Annotated in this window: 17 protein-coding genes and 1 pseudogene; 14 read left to right on the top strand and 4 right to left on the bottom strand. The window is 35.8% G+C overall.

Going from position 1 to position 16,655, the window contains the following annotated elements:
- Positions 1-206: 206 nt before the first annotated feature.
- From CAO17_RS21440 to CAO17_RS14940, 6 genes are all read left to right on the top strand, one after another.
- A complete protein-coding gene (locus tag CAO17_RS21440) occupies positions 207-356 on the top strand; it encodes a hypothetical protein (protein WP_218775572.1) in 150 nt (49 codons plus the stop codon).
- Between the two features lie 129 nt (positions 357-485).
- Complete coding sequence (locus tag CAO17_RS14960) at positions 486-1,301, top strand: DUF368 domain-containing protein (RefSeq protein ID WP_085993440.1); 816 nt, start codon at positions 486-488, stop codon at positions 1,299-1,301.
- A 91-nt stretch (positions 1,302-1,392) separates the two neighbouring features.
- A complete protein-coding gene (locus CAO17_RS14955) occupies positions 1,393-1,713 on the top strand; it encodes a thioredoxin family protein (protein WP_085993439.1) in 321 nt (106 codons plus the stop codon).
- Positions 1,714-1,952: 239 nt separating this feature from the next.
- Positions 1,953-2,648: a response regulator transcription factor gene (locus tag CAO17_RS14950; RefSeq protein ID WP_085993438.1), complete on the top strand. Its 696-nt coding sequence runs from the start codon at positions 1,953-1,955 to the stop codon at positions 2,646-2,648.
- Complete coding sequence (locus tag CAO17_RS14945; RefSeq protein WP_085993437.1) at positions 2,645-4,030, top strand: HAMP domain-containing sensor histidine kinase; 1,386 nt, start codon at positions 2,645-2,647, stop codon at positions 4,028-4,030. Before CAO17_RS14950 ends, CAO17_RS14945 begins: the two co-directional genes overlap by 4 nt.
- A 182-nt stretch (positions 4,031-4,212) precedes the next feature.
- Positions 4,213-4,944 carry a PepSY domain-containing protein gene (locus CAO17_RS14940; protein ID WP_179151970.1) on the top strand — a complete coding sequence of 244 codons (732 nt, stop codon included), beginning with the start codon at positions 4,213-4,215 and terminating at the stop codon, positions 4,942-4,944.
- Positions 4,945-5,143: 199 nt separating this feature from the next.
- Here CAO17_RS14940 and CAO17_RS14935 read toward each other — a convergent pair.
- Positions 5,144-5,404: pseudogene (locus CAO17_RS14935) on the bottom strand (5'-nucleotidase C-terminal domain-containing protein); the annotation flags it as partial.
- 142 nt (positions 5,405-5,546) lie between these two features.
- Here CAO17_RS14935 and CAO17_RS14930 point away from each other — a divergent pair.
- Positions 5,547-5,942, top strand: a complete 396-nt coding sequence (locus tag CAO17_RS14930) for a YppG family protein (protein WP_179151969.1) — start codon at positions 5,547-5,549, stop codon at positions 5,940-5,942.
- Between the two features lie 173 nt (positions 5,943-6,115).
- Positions 6,116-6,802 carry an alpha/beta hydrolase gene (locus tag CAO17_RS14925; RefSeq protein WP_085993433.1) on the top strand — a complete coding sequence of 229 codons (687 nt, stop codon included), beginning with the start codon at positions 6,116-6,118 and terminating at the stop codon, positions 6,800-6,802.
- Positions 6,803-6,896: 94 nt separating this feature from the next.
- On the opposite strand, the gene CAO17_RS14920 is transcribed toward CAO17_RS14925, so the two are convergent.
- Both CAO17_RS14920 and CAO17_RS14915 read right to left on the bottom strand, forming a co-directional pair.
- A complete protein-coding gene (locus CAO17_RS14920; RefSeq protein ID WP_085994511.1) occupies positions 6,897-7,751 on the bottom strand; it encodes a DegV family protein in 855 nt (284 codons plus the stop codon).
- Between the two features lie 25 nt (positions 7,752-7,776).
- Positions 7,777-8,688, bottom strand: coding sequence for a DMT family transporter (locus CAO17_RS14915; RefSeq protein ID WP_085993432.1), 912 nt, complete (start codon positions 8,686-8,688; stop codon positions 7,777-7,779).
- 430 nt (positions 8,689-9,118) lie between these two features.
- Between CAO17_RS14915 and cshA the strand changes: the two genes are divergently transcribed.
- Positions 9,119-10,585 carry a degradosome RNA helicase CshA gene (gene cshA, locus CAO17_RS14910; RefSeq protein ID WP_085993431.1) on the top strand — a complete coding sequence of 489 codons (1,467 nt, stop codon included), beginning with the start codon at positions 9,119-9,121 and terminating at the stop codon, positions 10,583-10,585.
- 51 nt (positions 10,586-10,636) lie between these two features.
- Here cshA and CAO17_RS14905 read toward each other — a convergent pair whose 3' ends face one another.
- Positions 10,637-11,401, bottom strand: coding sequence for a rhomboid family intramembrane serine protease (locus CAO17_RS14905; protein WP_085993430.1), 765 nt, complete (start codon positions 11,399-11,401; stop codon positions 10,637-10,639).
- Between the two features lie 372 nt (positions 11,402-11,773).
- Between CAO17_RS14905 and acpS the strand changes: the two genes are divergently transcribed.
- The 5 genes from acpS to CAO17_RS14880 all read left to right on the top strand — a co-directional run bounded on the left by acpS (position 11,774) and on the right by CAO17_RS14880 (position 16,062).
- Complete coding sequence (gene acpS, locus CAO17_RS14900; RefSeq protein WP_085993429.1) at positions 11,774-12,127, top strand: holo-ACP synthase; 354 nt, start codon at positions 11,774-11,776, stop codon at positions 12,125-12,127.
- 57 nt (positions 12,128-12,184) lie between these two features.
- Positions 12,185-13,708 (top strand): NAD(P)H-hydrate dehydratase, encoded by a 1,524-nt coding sequence (locus CAO17_RS14895; RefSeq protein WP_085993428.1) that lies wholly within the window; start codon positions 12,185-12,187, stop codon positions 13,706-13,708.
- A 41-nt stretch (positions 13,709-13,749) separates the two neighbouring features.
- A complete protein-coding gene (locus CAO17_RS14890; RefSeq protein WP_085993427.1) occupies positions 13,750-14,805 on the top strand; it encodes a LolA family protein in 1,056 nt (351 codons plus the stop codon).
- A gap of 608 nt (positions 14,806-15,413) precedes the next feature.
- Positions 15,414-15,698, top strand: coding sequence for a CopG family ribbon-helix-helix protein (locus CAO17_RS14885; protein ID WP_085993426.1), 285 nt, complete (start codon positions 15,414-15,416; stop codon positions 15,696-15,698).
- 4 nt (positions 15,699-15,702) lie between these two features.
- On the top strand, positions 15,703-16,062 hold the full coding sequence (locus CAO17_RS14880; RefSeq protein WP_085993425.1) for a type II toxin-antitoxin system PemK/MazF family toxin: 360 nt from the start codon (positions 15,703-15,705) through the stop codon (positions 16,060-16,062).
- Positions 16,063-16,655 lie beyond the last annotated feature (593 nt).

Raw genomic sequence — 16,655 nt, 5'->3', positions numbered from 1 at the left:
TAATTAGTATAGCAAATTTCGTCAAACTGACGGTATAAGATGATAATTTCCATAATAAAAGAACCTTCTTTTATTAGTCTGCAACAATTGTTATGAATCAATCAGGAAAATGTTTCATATTGAGTGCTTTAGGAGCATTCCTTAAAGGAAAACATATAACAACCATAGTAAGATGGGGATGGATAGTGTTAAACAAATGCCCCAGAATGGCTGAAAATCAACCAATAAAGGAAGCGAATCAAACAAAGGAGAGCATCTTTATTCCTATTACATTTCTATTTTATAACAGTGTGGATATAATGCAATTTCATAGACAAATCATATCTATAGGTTTGTTGCATATGCATGACAGGTAGGGGACAACCTTCTTAAATAAAGTGCTACCTCATCCTAATAACAGCTGATTACAGTAGGCAGTTTAATCTATAATTTTCAAGTGTTTTTTGATATGATAATGCTATCTGTGAAATAGGGGAGATTCTTGGATGGAATGGAAGAATATTTATAGAGGTTTGATTATGGGTGTAAGTGATGTTATTCCAGGGGTAAGTGGGGGAACGATTGCTGTGCTTCTTGGAATATATGACCGCTTGATTGCAGCTATTAATGGACTTTTAAGTAAAGAATGGAAAAAACACCTTGGATTTTTAATACCCTTAGGGGTTGGGGTCCTCACGGCGATTTTTTTACTGGCTAATGTCATTGAATGGCTGTTTGCACATTATCCAGGACCGACTAAATTTTTCTTTTTAGGTTTAATTCTTGGTGTGCTACCTTATTTATTCTATAAAGCTGATGCAAAGTATGCTTTCAAAGGGAATCACTATGTATTACTAGTGATTGGGATTGTAGTAGTAGCGTCCATGGCTTTCTTCAATCCAAATGAAGGAACAGTTATAGAAGACGTGACAGGTTCTACATATGTACTACTATTCTTTTCTGGTTTTATTGCTAGTAGTGCCATGATTATTCCAGGAATCAGTGGTTCCTTCATGTTACTTCTAATTGGTGTGTATGCAACCATTATTTCTGCGATTAGTAATTTACAATTAGATATTATTGCAGTGACAGGAATTGGTATTGTACTTGGAATATTGGTAATGAGTAAGGTAATCAACTTCTTTTTAAATAATTATTACACAGGGACATTTGCTATCATTATTGGGCTAGTGATTGGCTCGGTTTTTGTTGTATTTCCAGGATGGCCTACAACTACTTCCATGTTACTACTAAGTGTCGTAACTTTTGCTGTAGGGTTATTTGCAGCCTATTTACTTGGTCGGATAGAATATGAAGAGTGAAGCAAAGGGAAAGACATTTGGAAAAAGAATGGGTACAATAGCTTTATGGGTCAGGTAATTTAATAGAGAAAGTTAAATGGAGGCGAGTATAGTGGAACATATTCAAACACAAGAAAAATTTGATGAGGTTATTCAAAGTGAAAAACCTGTAATAGTAAAGTTCTTTGCAGATTGGTGTCCAGACTGTAAACGGATGGATATGTTTATCGACGGTATTTTAGAGGAATTCAAAAATTATGAATGGTATGAAGTGAATACGGATGAAATAGAAGGTATTGCTCAAGAATATGAAGTGATGGGGATTCCTAGTATCCTTATTTTTCAAAAAGGTGAGAAATTAGCCCATCAACACAGTGCATATACGAAAACGCCAGAGTCTGTAACAGAATTTCTTCATCAGCAACTAGGTTAATAAAAAGGGAGAACGTTCACCTGAAAAAGGATGGGCGTTCTTTTTTAGTAGGAGGGAAATGGGGTTGAGGTAGTTAATCTAGTTTTGTAGATAGGCTGCTTTAGCTTTCCTTCAATGAAGAATAAAAGGTTAATGCCCTTTTATAAACAATTGTTAGAAAATAAGGTAAACGTAGTGTCGTAATAGAACCTCTTACCTTGTATAATAAATGTAGAAAGATTGGGATAGCAGGTGAAAATATGAGTGATACCAATATATTAATTGTAGAAGATGAAAGGAAAATCAGTAGAGTATTGCAGCTTGAGTTAGAATATGAGAACTATAGCACAGAGGTTGCTGATAATGGCAAGGATGCGCTCCGGTTAATGAAGGAAAAGGATTGGGATTTAGTGTTACTGGATATCATGATTCCAGAATTAAGCGGGTTAGAAGTACTGAGGAGAATTCGTAAATCCGATGAGGTTACACCCATACTATTACTAACGGCAAGGGATGAAATTTATGATAAGGTTAGTGGTTTGGACCTGGGAGCGAATGATTATATAACAAAACCATTCCAGATTGAAGAATTATTAGCTCGGATTCGGGTTCATTTGCGTAAACCAAAAATGAAACAAGAACATGCAACAAATAAACTTTCGGTAGGAGATTTAATCGTTGATTTAGATGGGCGTGAGGTAATGCGTGCAGACACATCTGTGGATTTAACTGTTAGAGAATTTGATTTATTGGCATGCTTACTTAAAAACAAAAATATTGTGATGACCAGAGAACAATTAATTGAGCAGGTTTGGGGATATGACTATTTTGGAGAGACCAATGTGGTAGATGTCTATATTCGCTATTTACGGCAGAAAATAGATAAAGGATATGATATAGCCTATATCCAAACGGTAAGAGGAGTTGGATATACTATAAAGGATATAAATCGATGAAATTAAGAACAAAAATTCAGCTTTTCTCTAGTTTGTTTATGCTTGTACTAATATTAATCGTAAATGTTTCTATTTATTTCCTATTTTATAAGATGAGTACAAATGCAGAGTTGGAAGAGTTAGAAATGGTAACAAATGATGTTATTACCACATTAAATGAAAACCCGGCAGTAGATCCCAGTGATTTAATGAAAGCTTATTTACCAGCAAATGGAATGATCCGAATTATTTCTGAAAACGAAACATGGCAACTAGAGCAAACAAGAAAGGATGATTATTTAAGTCTTCCATTGCATTTTACTAATTCAGAATCACAGCGAATTGTTACTGGAAACAATGGACCTGATATTGCGGTGATTGATAAACCAATCATTTGGAAGAGCGGTGAACATGCAGGTGAAGTGGTAACGATTCAAGTTTCGAATCAACTTGTAACATTGTATGGGACAATGCGAACATTATTATATGTTTTAGGAACATTATCCATCCTTGTACTCATTCCAGTAATCTTTGCTAGTTCGGTGTTAAGTCGCTTTTTATTAACTCCGATTCAAAATCTGATTAAAACGATGAAGGAAAATATGAAGCAAGGAAACTGGAAGAAAATCAGTATGGAAAATCGATCACAAGACGAAATTTATGAAATGGAATCAACCTTTAATAAAATGATTGAGCATTTAAAGGAAAATTATGAGAAACAGGAAATATTCGTGTCAGATGCTTCACATGAATTAAAAACCCCTATACAAATAATTAAAAGCTATGCTCAATTACTGGATCGTAGGGGAAATTTAAATCAGGATATTTTTAAGGAGTCAGTCAGTGCGATTGATTCCGAAGCAGATCGTATGAAAAAGCTAGTTGAGCAAATGCTTGCCCTCGCAAAAAATAAGCAAGTTGAGTTAAATGATACAATAAATCTTGTTGAATTAATTGACGAGGCGGTAACCACATTCCGCGGGGGGTATAGTAGAGAAATAAAGTATAAAAAAGATATAGAAGTATTATTTGTTCAAGGAAATCGGGGGCAATTAGAACAAATTATTTATATCTTAATCGAGAATGCAATGAAGTACAGTGATAGGGAAATTGATGTTTGTGTCTTTCAAGAAAAGGAAGAAGCGTTTTTTGAAGTTAGAGACTATGGACAAGGAATATCGAAAGAAGATCAGAAAAGAGTTTTTGACCGTTTTTATCGTGTAGATAAAGCGAGAAGCAGGGATACAGGAGGAACGGGATTAGGATTATCCATTGCTAAAACGATAGCAGAAATACATCATGGTGATCTTATGGTAAACAGTGAACTTGGTGTAGGATCAACGTTTACACTTAGGCTCCATGTTCATGAAGAAAAAGCGCTGGAAAAAGCGAGGGAGCACTGATAAATAGGAATCTATAAATAGAGAAAACAAATTTTTATAGGTGAGGAATGAACGCCCCACTACTAATTAAAGGTTCACATAGATTAACATATTTCTAATCAAATTCTAATCATTGTCACATCCTCCTTTCATGAAGTAAGTATAGACTGATGGTAACAAATAAATCAGGAGGTATTGAAAAATTGAAGAAGAAGGTAATTGCAACCATTGCAGCGATGTCTTTAGCAGGATTAATTGGGTTTGCCTTTTCCCAGTCTGGTGTGGTTAATGCGGATCCTAAGTTAAGTAAAGAAGATATCCGTAAACAAGTATTAGATCAGTACGCTGGAAACATTACAGAATTAGAGCTAGAAAGAAAAGGAAAGAGTACGGTTTATGAGGTAGAAATGGAACTGGAAGACAGAGAATATGAAATGAAAATTGACGGTGATAATGGCGAAGTCTTAAAATTAGAGGAAAAAGTTACTCAACAAAAAGGTTCTACTAATGATGATACGGATAATAAAAAGATAGAAATCGTGGAGAAAACCCCTGATAACAAAAATACTAGTGAACGTAAAAACAATAACGAGAAAACCGAAAAAGCAACTGATAAAGATGCATCGAATAAGGGTACGGAAGCGAAAGAGAACAAGGATGACGGTAAAGATAAAGCTGTGAATGAAGATAAAAAAGACACTCCAAAGAAAACGGTTATTGGTGTGGAGCAAGCAAAAAAAATTGCATTGAATAATTTTTCAGGTGAGATAGTGGAACTTGATTTAGATGACGATGATGACCGCTTAATATATGAAATAGAAATGGCTAATGGAAATAGAGAAGCGGGAATTGAGATTGATGCTTATACAGGTAAGGTTCTTGTATTAGAAATTGAAACAGAAGACGATGAAGACGAAGACGATGAAGATGATTAATATGTAGACAATTAACAAATAGAGCTGGGACATAACCAAAGTGTCCCAGCCTTTTAGTACGTAGACATATGTAAGTTAAAGTGCCATTACGGGAAAGTCTTATATTGTTGGGGTTTATAAGATAAAGTGTGTGTGAGTGTAATCTAAACTGATAAGTAGAAGCCGTACGCTCTTCTACTTACACAGTTTAGATTACACTCTATTGTTGTTTCGGCATTATTCGAAAGTTATTCTTTACAAAGGCTTTTACGGTTTGATGCTTCTCAAGGTATTCGCGAATTAATTCAACGGCGTCTTTTTGAATTTCTTTGACAACAGGTTTCCTTTTAAACATATCGTAATTTCCGCCACCTGTTGCTCGATAATTATTTAAAACGACATGATATGTTTCTGATTCTATTAAAGGGTTCCCTTGATAAGTAATTTCTTCTATTCTTGAACCAATTGGCTTTTTCATATGAAAGAGATAACTTGTTTCGTATCTTTACACACATTTATCCCGCTTTGCATAAATTATTAATGCATATAAAGCAAAAGAAATGTAGGCCCCCAATTAGGGAATTTCTATGGGGATTTGCCATATAGAAAAAAGAGGTGTTAGCATGCATTATGGATCCTACTATTATCGCCAAAATCAACCACAGCCATATAACCATATGAATTTTCCGTTTATGCCACAGCAGAAGATGAATTATCCATCAGCACAGCCTCCACAATTTCCATTATCAGAAAATGCAAATTCCAATCCTTATGAATACTTTCAAAAACCAGAGCAACCAATGACATGGCCTAATAACATGCCTTATGAGCCGCAACAAGCTCAAAATCAACAACAAATGCCACCAAATATGATGTCATCATTTCAAAAGGAAAACGGTCAATTAGATCTTGATAAGGTACTCACTACAGTAGGTCAACTTGCAAGTACGTATCACCAAGTAGCTCCAATTGTTCAGCAATTTGGGTCGTTTATGAAGAACTTTAGAGCGGGAAGCTGATTAAGGATAGCGAGTTAAATCAGCTTCCCTTTTCTACCTATAGTCAAAAAGGAAGAAAAATTTTATATTTTCTAGGATAATTGGAAGTATGAATGTGCTATTTGTCCATACTATAGAAAAATAGTACAAGTATTGAACGTAGAGCCAATCTCATTAGAAAGAGGTGAATCAAGATGATAGGCTGTTTAGTTATACATGGTTTTACAGGAGGTCCGTATGAGGTCAATCCTTTAGCAGATTTTTTACGTAAACAGACAAACTGGCATATTGAGGTTCCAACCTTACCTGGACATGGGCGTGAATTGGACTTAAAAGATGTTTCTTATAAAGAATGGATCACTGAAGCAGAATATACATTAAAAAAGCTAAAGGACCAATATGAAACGATTTACCTTATCGGTTTTTCCATGGGGGGGATGATTGCTGCTTATTTAGCTGCAAAATATAACATAGAGAAATTAGTATTATTAGCTCCATCCAGAAAATACTTATCATTTCGGCAAATTGCACATGATATTGGGGAAGTCGTAGGAGATGGTGTGAAAGGTATATTAAATGAGAATAAATTATACACTCATTATAAAAATAAATTGGGTATGGTTCCAGTTAAGGCGAATATAGAATTTATGAAACTAGTAAAGTATACAAAGCCATATTTAGGTGAAGTAAAAGTACCTGTTTTAATTGCCCAGGGACAGCAGGATGGCATGGTTCCCTATAAGACGGTCTATGATTTAGATAAAGAAATTCATTCCGAAGAAAAGGAATTAGTCTTATTTGAACAATCGAAACATTTAATCTGCCTTGGTGATGATAAAGATATTTTAAATAAAATGGTCTATGAATTTTTGCAAAAATAAAGGAATTGTAAAAGGCTCAGACAAGAGTATTTTTTCAGCAGAGGGTAAACTCCTCTGCTGTATCAGGTGTGCTCTTTTCCCCTGAGTCATTTCTTTAATAATCGTTAAAAAAGGCAATAACAATGGCTCCTTCTCCACCATAGGTCGATATTAATGGGCCCGTTTCTGAAAGGAGGGAGTTGTTAAATGCATACTTTTTCCTGATTTCTTCTAAAATTTTTTTTGCTCGATTTTCATCATTACCATGTGACATAGAAATGACTTTGTCTTCTACACTTTTCGTATATTCACCAATTTGTTCTACAAATTTTCGGATGGACTTTTTATCTCCCCGAACTTTTTCTACAACTTCAATGGTACCTTCATTACTGCCCCGCATAAGCAAACGGATGTTTAACGTCTTGGCAAGCTTTCCTTTCATTTTGTCCAATCTGCCACCAATAACTAGGTTTTCCAATGTCTTCAATACAAAAAGAGTGGTTGTCTGTTTCACTCGTTCATGCATATGTTGGACAAGTTGATCAAATGAATAACCCTCATTTATTTTCTTTCTTGCTTCGTGGATTAACAGAGAAATTCCGCATGATGCCGTTCTTGTGTTAATCACTTCAATCTTTCGGTCAGGCTCTTCTTCTAATAGTAGATTTTTCCCTGCCACTGCATTTTCATAGGTACTGCTAAGACCTTTCGAAAGACTTAGCATCAGGATAGGTTTATTTGGGTCTACTGTCTTGTATGTTTCGTAAAAATCATTTGGACTTGGTGCTGCTGAACGTGGTAATTCTTTTAACTCCTTAATTTTTTTATAGAAATTAGACAGGTTTACTTGTTCTGTATTATATTCACCATCGCTAAAATGTAAATACAATGGCACCACTTGTATATTTACTTCGTCATATAGACGGTGAGGGATGTCGGCACTGCTATCTGTCATTAATTGAATAGTCATGGTTTCACCTGCTCCATTCACATTTTCATTTATTCTCTTTTTTTGAAATCGTAACATTGGATTTTCGTGATGTGCTTAAAATGAACAAAAATAATCCAAAGATTATAATTGTTCCACCTAATAATTGGGACCAAGTAATTTGTTCTCCTAATATGAAAAAGGCAAGAATCGTTGCGGTTATCGGAATAAACACCGTCGCCATTGAAACGGTAGATGGTCCTAACCACTTTAGTGACCAATAAAATAGGATGTGTCCAAAAAAAGTCGGTAATATGGCTAACGCTAAAAAGATGGACCAATACTCCGGGCTATAACCGATTAATGGGTTTTGAACCATTACATTATATAATATCAGTACGATGGAACTTACGCCATATACAATAAAAGTATAGGTTAATAATGATAATTTCTTTTGTGGCTGTTGGCCGGACAGCAAGTAAAAAGTCATTGCTATTGCCCCCAATATAGCTAGAAAATCGCCAAAAAGGGCTGCATGGCTGATTTGAAAGTCTCCCCATCCAATGATAATGCTTCCAAACAGTGTAATAACGATACTAATAACAATCCCAGATGAGAATCTATCCTTTGAGAATAACCAAGTGGCAACAAAAGTGAAAATAGGCTGAAGCATGATAAATACAATGGAATTTGCAACAAAGGTATGATCAAGTGATTTAAACCAGAACAGGTAGTGAATTGCTAAAAAAATACCTGCTAGGATAGAAAATAGCCAACCCTTTCTGTTGATATTTCCAAATTCATGTATATATTTGGTTAATACAATTGGGGAAATAATGAAAAAAGCAAAAAGAAGACGATAATTGGCTATTATTGCTGCTGGTACATTATCTGCTAATTTAACAAGAATAGCCGAGGTGGCTACCGCTAGAACTCCTATTATTAAAGTTATATATGGATTGAATGGAGGAATACGCATGCTTACCTCCCTTTCCGTTGTTTAAATGTTTAGGTTTTTGTTCTTTGGTTATTGTAGACAAAGAACAAATTAACTATAAGGGATGTAAAAAGGAAAAGTCATTCCCCTATTAGATATGTAAAAGAGTTGGTATTTGGGCATAATATGATTAATAAGTTATATTTTACCATGTTGAATAGGAAAAATCACGAAACTGTCAAGTAGATATAAGGGTCTTAGTTGTGGTAAGATTAACTATGCGTATTTTAGAGGCCTCTTACCAAATATTGGTTACGCCTTTTTGTACTTTAACAATTGATAGGAAAAAGGATTCGTTTCTTTGATGATTATAAGTTTATCTGTTACAGGAAAAACTATTTATAAATAAAGTATAAGAATTATATAGGCCTCTTTAGCGGAAATTTTCACAAAAAAAGGAGTAGACTATTAGGTGACTACATTTAATGAGTTAGGTGTTTCATCCCCAATTTTAAAAGCTTTAAATAATATGGGGTTTGAAGAAGCAACACCAATACAAGCGCAAACAATTCCACTCGGTGTAGAAGGTAACGATGTTATTGGTCAAGCGCAAACAGGTACAGGGAAGACTGCGGCTTTCGGAATTCCAATGATTGAAAAAATCAATGCAAAACAACGGAAAATCCAAGGTCTGGTTGTCGCACCCACGAGGGAACTTGCTATTCAAGTTGCTGAGGAACTAAATCGTATAGGGAAATTCACAGGAATTCGTGCACTGGCAATTTTCGGTGGCCAGCATATGGAACGACAAATTCGTGCATTAAAGGATGGCCCACAAATTGTGGTTGCAACCCCAGGAAGATTACTTGATCATATGAGAAGAAAAACAATTAATATTAGTATGGTTCAAGTTGCTGTTTTAGATGAAGCGGATGAAATGCTGAACATGGGCTTCATCGATGACATTCGAGAAATTTTAAAAAATATTCCTGAAGGACATCAAACATTGCTTTTTTCAGCAACTATGCCAAAGGAAATTCGGGATATTGCTACGAACTTAATGAATGACCCGAAAGAAGTAAAAGTAAAAGCGAAAGAAATGACTGTAGAAAATATTGAACAATACTTTATTGAAATCCCGGAAAAACATAAATTTGAAACCTTAAACAACCATCTTGATATTAATTCTCCGGAATTAGCTATTGTTTTTGCTAGAACGAAAAAAAGAGTAGATGAAATCACAGAGGGATTACAGGCTAGAGGTTATCGAGCAGAAGGGATTCATGGTGATTTAACACAAGGGAAGCGTATGTCTGTTTTAAATAAATTTAAACATAGACGACTAGATGTATTAGTTGCAACAGATGTTGCTGCAAGAGGACTAGATATCTCTGGTGTAACGCATGTTTACAATTTTGATATACCTCAGGATCCGGAGAGCTATGTTCACCGAATTGGACGTACAGGGAGAGCCGGTAAGACAGGAGAAGCTATTTCCTTCATTACACCAAGAGAAATGGCACATCTCCATTTAATTGAGAAAGTAACGAAAAGCAAAATGAAACGATTAATGCCTCCTTCTTATAAGGATGCACAAAGAGGACAGCAGCAGGCAACCATCGATAAGCTGCAAAGAACGATTAATCGTAAGGATCTCAAGGATTATCATGAGGCTGCAACGGAATTATTGCAAGAGCATGATTCAGTAACCGTAATTGCTGCTGCTATGAAGCTGTTGACGAAGGAACGGAAGGATACTCCTGTTAAAATTTCTTCTGTTGCCCCAATCAGTGTAAAAAAAGCTCAGGGTGATAAACGAAAATCGAAAGGTAAAAAGCGATTCTACGGTGGACGTGGAGGCCGGAATCAAGGTGGCCGAAACCAAGGAGGACGTAACCGTAAAGGTAATTATCAAAAGAGCCGAAATCGAAGTAAATAACATTTTAAAAAATCGCTCAGAATTTCTGAGCGATTTTTGCGTTTTCTGGTATTAAAAGATTCTACTAAGCAGTCCAATTGCAGCAAGAATCCCAATAAGAATCAATAGCCAATTTTTCCTAACCTTTGCTGGAACCCATCTTTTCTTTTTCCAACGATTTGGATCAAATTGGATATCGTCATCCCGGTAATAACGTCTCTTGGTTCTCCATGGGAAGTAGGGTCTAGCATTTGTTAAGGCAAGTGGTGCAATGATAAACCCGCCAATAAAGCCAAATAGATGGGCGTAAATGTTTATTCCGGATCGTAAAAATGTCATAATGAGGCCAATAATTAATATGGTAGTAATGACTTGGGCGCTACCTTGATCAATAAGATGTTTTCGGTTCATGACCATGAATATATAAATACCAAATAATCCAAAGATGGCGCCAGATGCTCCTAAGTGCCAATAGTTTAGTGGTCCAAAGAAAAATGTACCAATATTCCCAATGATACCTGCACCAAAATACGCCAGTAGAAATTTTGATTTACCGATCATTTGCTCAAGAGCAGGTCCGAATAAAACAAGAGAAAATGAATTGAAGATAGCATGCATAAGGTCACCATGAAGGAAAATAGGGGTAAATAAACGCCAGTATTGTCCTTCTGCAATCAAGAAATTCATTCCAATGCCCCAGTTTTCTATAGCTATACCAAAGGGTAAGGCTAGGAAGTCTATGATTAACCACAGTACAAGGTGAATAATCACTAAAGTTGAAACAATCGGGTAATTTTCCATGAATTCCTTTATGCTTCGTTCATGTCGCAAAAACATATTGAGGGTTTCCCTCCTTCCAAAAATTTAATCTTCCATTTTGTGGCTATTTCTTGGTTGGATGATGCGATATAACTTAATTTTTGCGTGTTAATTTCGTCACGTACTTTAGAAAATTGATTTGTATTTTTAAGGAGTCGACTGTTCTTCGCTCCAATCAACATTTATAATAGAAGAAAATTTATTTTCCCATATTTAACCAATTAATAAATAATTCATTGTTAAAAACCACAATATTTCTTATCAAGTTACAGCGCATAATACAGATTAATGTGTCATAACCAATTTTACTTTACTATTATAATACTTAAGTTTAGATCATATGACCAATGATAGCTACGATTACATAATGCAAGAGAAAGGGAATAGAGAATGATAAAAGGTATTGGAATAGATATAATTGAATTACATCGCATTCAGAAAAGTGTAAAAAACCATAAATTCATTGAGCGAATTCTTACAAATGAAGAAAGACAGTTATATGAACAATTAACAAGGGAAAGGAGAAGGGTAGAGTTTGCTGCGGGGCGATTTGCAGCAAAGGAAGCTTTTGCAAAGGCAACAGGAACTGGAATTGGGAAATTAAGTTTTCAGGATATGAAGGTATTACCGAATGAGTTCGGGGCACCAGTAATCCATGTCAAGAATTTTAAAAAGGAAAAAATCTTTATTTCCATTACACACAGTAAGGAATATGCTGTAGCTCAAGTAGTTATTGAAGAATAACCTTTGCATAATTGACTAGTTTGTCTCATATATTTTAATGCAGCAGGAGGGAACAAAGTGTATATTGTCACTGCAAAAGAAATGTACGATATTGACCATTATACAATGCATAACATTGGAATGGATGGAAAAATCTTAATGGAAAATGCCGGCAGGGCTGTAAGTGAAAAAGTCAAGCAAATAATTAAGAAGTCTGACTCTATTACTGTCTTAATAGGCCCAGGGAACAATGGTGGAGATGGATTTGTGATTGCAAGGACATTGTGGGAGGATTCTTTCTCTGTTAAAACGGTACAAGTTGTGCCGGATGAGAAAATTACTGGGGATGCTAGCTATCATAAGAACATTTTATTAAAAAGCGGTTTAACCATCGATTCCATTCAAACGGAGCGGGATTTGGAAAAACTTCTTTCTAAAACAGATGTAGTCATAGATTGTCTGTTAGGAATAGGTGTGAAAGGGGTATTACGCGAGCCGTTAGCCGGAATGGTAAAACAGGTAAACCGTTCTACTGCTAAGATTATCTCTGTTGATATTCCCTCTGGATTACCTGCAGATGAAGGAGAGGATAATTTCCTTAGTGTACAAGCTGATTATACATTTGTAATCGGTGCAGCTAAACTTAGTGCATTCCTACAAGCAACAGCACCGAAATATGGCAAGTGGGAGGTTGTTTCGATTGGATTTCCGGAGAAAGCCTTTCAGAAGTTTGCTATACGAAAACATTGGGCTGAAGCGTCTTTTAAAGAAACACTTCCTAAAAGATTAGTTTATGCCCATAAAGGTAATCATGGCAAAGGTTTAGTAGTCGGTGGAAGTGCAGAAATGCCTGGATCGATTACAATGACGGTAGAAGCAGCACTAAAAGCAGGTGCAGGGTTAATTACGGCAGGCACCATGAAAGAAATTTTCCCAGTAATAGCTTCTCGCAGTGTAGAAGCAACGTTTCATACATTATCAGAAACAGATGGTTTCTTAACAAATGTAAATTCTATCCAGACTTCTAATTATCATGCAATTGGCTTAGGCATTGGAATGGGCAGGGTGGCTCAAACAACAGAACTGGTACGGAGTATTGTCAACCAGGCAAATTGTCCTGTAATTCTTGATGCTGACGGACTCTTTCACTTGAAATCTGTCCTACTGGACGTGAAAAACAGACAGGCTCCTACAGTTATAACACCACATCCCGGCGAAATGGCTATGTTATTAGACATTACTGTTTCAGAGTTGCTATTAGCACCATTTCGGTACTCCTTGGAGTTTGCAAAGGAATATAATGTTTTCGTTGTATTGAAGGGGAAACATACCATCATTACGACACCTGGAGGAACTCAGATGGTTAATAGCACAGGAAATCAAGGACTTGCAAAGGGTGGAAGTGGGGATGTGTTAACCGGCATAATCCTAGCCATGATCATGCAACATGAGAACATCCTTCATTCCATATGTAACGCTTGTTATCTTCATGGTAAGTCGGCGGATATGCAGATAGAAGAGCAAAACACTTACTATGATTTAATGGCGACAGATGTTATTAATGGAATTCCCAAGGTTTATCGTACTATTTCTCACGTGTAGTGATAATGTTCCCTGATGTTTTAGACAAGGGAGACATGTATATGAGAAAACTTAATTTTAGTTGGAAACTATTAATTCTTGGCTTAACTGTTTTCGTGTTAGCAGCATGTGGTGAAAAGTCTCAGGAAGATGTCGTAGAGGAATTGCAACAGAATGTAGAAGAAATGACTGGATATAAATCTCAAGCAGAGATGGTTATGAATACTGGTCAAGAAGAACAAAATTTTACGATTGATATATGGCATCAAAAAGAAGACTTTTATCGTGTTGCCCTCTCCAGTAAAACAGATGAGAAAGGTAGTCAAATCATTCTAAAAAATGATGAGGGTGTTTTCGTTTTAACACCAGCCTTAGACAAGAGTTTTAAATTTCAAACCGAATGGCCTGACAATGGAAGTCAGCCATATTTATATCAATCACTTGTTGAGGATGTTGTAGCAGATCCGGAAGCAACCTTCGAAACGACAGAAAATGCCTATATATTTAAAACTAAAACTAACTATCAAAGTAATAATAACCTGCCATTCCAAGAAATCTACTTTGACAAAGAGAGTTACACACCTACTTTAGTGAAGGTTCTTGATAAAGATTCAAATCCTCTAGTTGAGGTTAAATTCTCTAGCTTTGAGATGAATCCAACGTTTAACGAAGATGACTTTTCTATGGAGAAAAACATGTCATCTAAAGATAAAGGAGAAGAAGATTCCAAAGATGATGAGGAAGATGCAAGTTCTCCAGCTTCAACTGACCCATCTGAAAATGTTTTGGAAGTAATTATGCCGGAATATACAGCAGGTGCTGAAGTGATGGAAAAGCGAGAAGTGGATCTAGAAAATGGTAAAAGAGTTATTGTAACGTTTGATGGAGAAAAGAACTTTACGTTAGTACAGGAAAATAGAAATTCTGTTCCAACCTTGAATGCTCCTCAGGAAGTAGAGGGGGATATTGTTAATTTAGGTCATGCCATTGGGGCTTTAAGTGATAATAAGATAGAATGGAGCTATAATGGGGTTGACTTTACATTAGCTAGTGAAGAATTGACAAGAGAAGAATTAGTTCAAGTGGCACAATCCGTTCAAGGAAAAGCAGTGAAGTAACATGAATATATGTAGCAGACTCGCACATGGAGAGGGGGTCTGCTTTTTTGTTTGTTTAAAAGTACTTGTGGGTATTTCCAAAGTGATAATGTGCTTTTCATGGTAAAAAGGAAGAGGGAAGAGAGAAACGCTGAAAAAAGAGAGGAAACGTTGATTAATTGGTTGGAAGGAAGCTAATAAATTGTGTAAGGGCTGATAAAGGTGAGGGAAGGTCTATAATTTGAGAAAAACCAATCTCAAATGAGTATGTATTCTATATTTCATGCCATAATAAACAATTTTTTACATTTACAATGCATTAATTTTCAATTATTGCATATAGTTTACAGGAGTGCATTTATATGTGTATAGTTGTATTATCCGCTAGGAAATTATATACTTTTAGTAAGGTAATTATTCGACGCTGTAAACTTTTAAAGTTCTAAGTATAAGAAAAACAGATGAAATAGGTGTTTTTCTACTTATTTCCTCTTTCGGGATGTGTAAAACGACAAAATGTAAGTTTTTTTTCAAAAAAACGCCAGACCCCTTTGCAAACGGAGAAATTCAATGCTATTATATAAGAGACATTTTATAGAACGTTCAACAGTTGGCGGAGGTGCATTGGTTTGTCAGAGAGTTTACAAGAAGTATTGGTGAAATTACCAACAAACCTACTAAATGAGGTGGATGGATTAATGAAATATGAAAATAGTGACCTCAGTGATTTCATTTGTCAGGCTACAAGGAATTACTTGCAGCATAAAAAGGATGAACACATTCAACAATTTAGAGAATCGATGCAACGTGGTTATCAAGAAATGGGCCGCATTAATCTAACAATTGCTTCGGAGGCTTTTCAAGCTGAAGAAGAGGCCGAAGTCACCTTTAAACGCACTGTGATCGGGGTGTAACATTTTGATCGTTCAAAGAGGCGAGGTATATTTCGCCGATCTTTCACCTGTTGTTGGGTCAGAACAGGGGGGCGTTCGCCCAGTGTTGATCCTACAGAACGATATTGGAAACCGATTTAGCCCGACTGTGATTGTTGCTGCTATTACTGCGCAAATTCAAAAGGCTAAATTACCAACCCATGTTGAGATTGATGCGAAAAAATATGGGTTTGATCGTAATTCAGTTATATTGTTAGAACAAATTCGGACATTAGACAAGCAACGATTAACAGACAGGATAACTAAATTAGATGTTGATATGATGAAAAAGATAAACCAGGCGGTAGAAATAAGTCTTGGATTAAAAGAAATTTATAATGGATAAAGGTGTACCCTTCTCTAGTATAGGAGAATGGGTATTTTTATTTTGGCTGATATTTGTTGTTGTATGATTGGGGTAGTCAACATGACATGTTATGTCATCTTATGATGATAGAGGACGAAAAAAGCTAATTTCTGAACAGCTTATAGAATTTATCGCAGGTTAAGGGGCAGTAATCCCCCCACCTTAAAAATGGAGGAAAAATGAATCCTTTTAGGTGGGGGGATAAACTGCCCCTTTGTTATAGCGGAAGCCGACAAAAACTCGGGCGTCCTAGGACTGCGATTACTCGCCCCACCGTAGACACTAGCACGTCCGTGTGTGTTGAAACCCCTAGTGATTGAAGATTCACTTTATACCGTAACTAGAAAATACATTCTTTATGCTTGTTCTGAATAGACATAGTAAATAGTGAACTACAATTACTTATTATAGTCCTGTCCAAAGCAAAATAGGAAGCATTCGATTGGTATAAAGGTCCCTTATAATTTCATTTCTATTCATGCTATAATAACGCAGGTGATTAATATAATTTGTTTGCAGAAAATATAGTATTATGAAACAATATTTGTAACTTATTTATAGTGATAGGGCGG

Origin of the sequence: Oceanobacillus senegalensis, assembly GCF_900176885.1 — a bacterium.
In the GTDB taxonomy this organism is placed as follows: Bacteria; Bacillota; Bacilli; order Bacillales; family Amphibacillaceae; genus Oceanobacillus; species Oceanobacillus senegalensis.
This window is presented reverse-complemented; position numbering and strand designations above follow the sequence as displayed.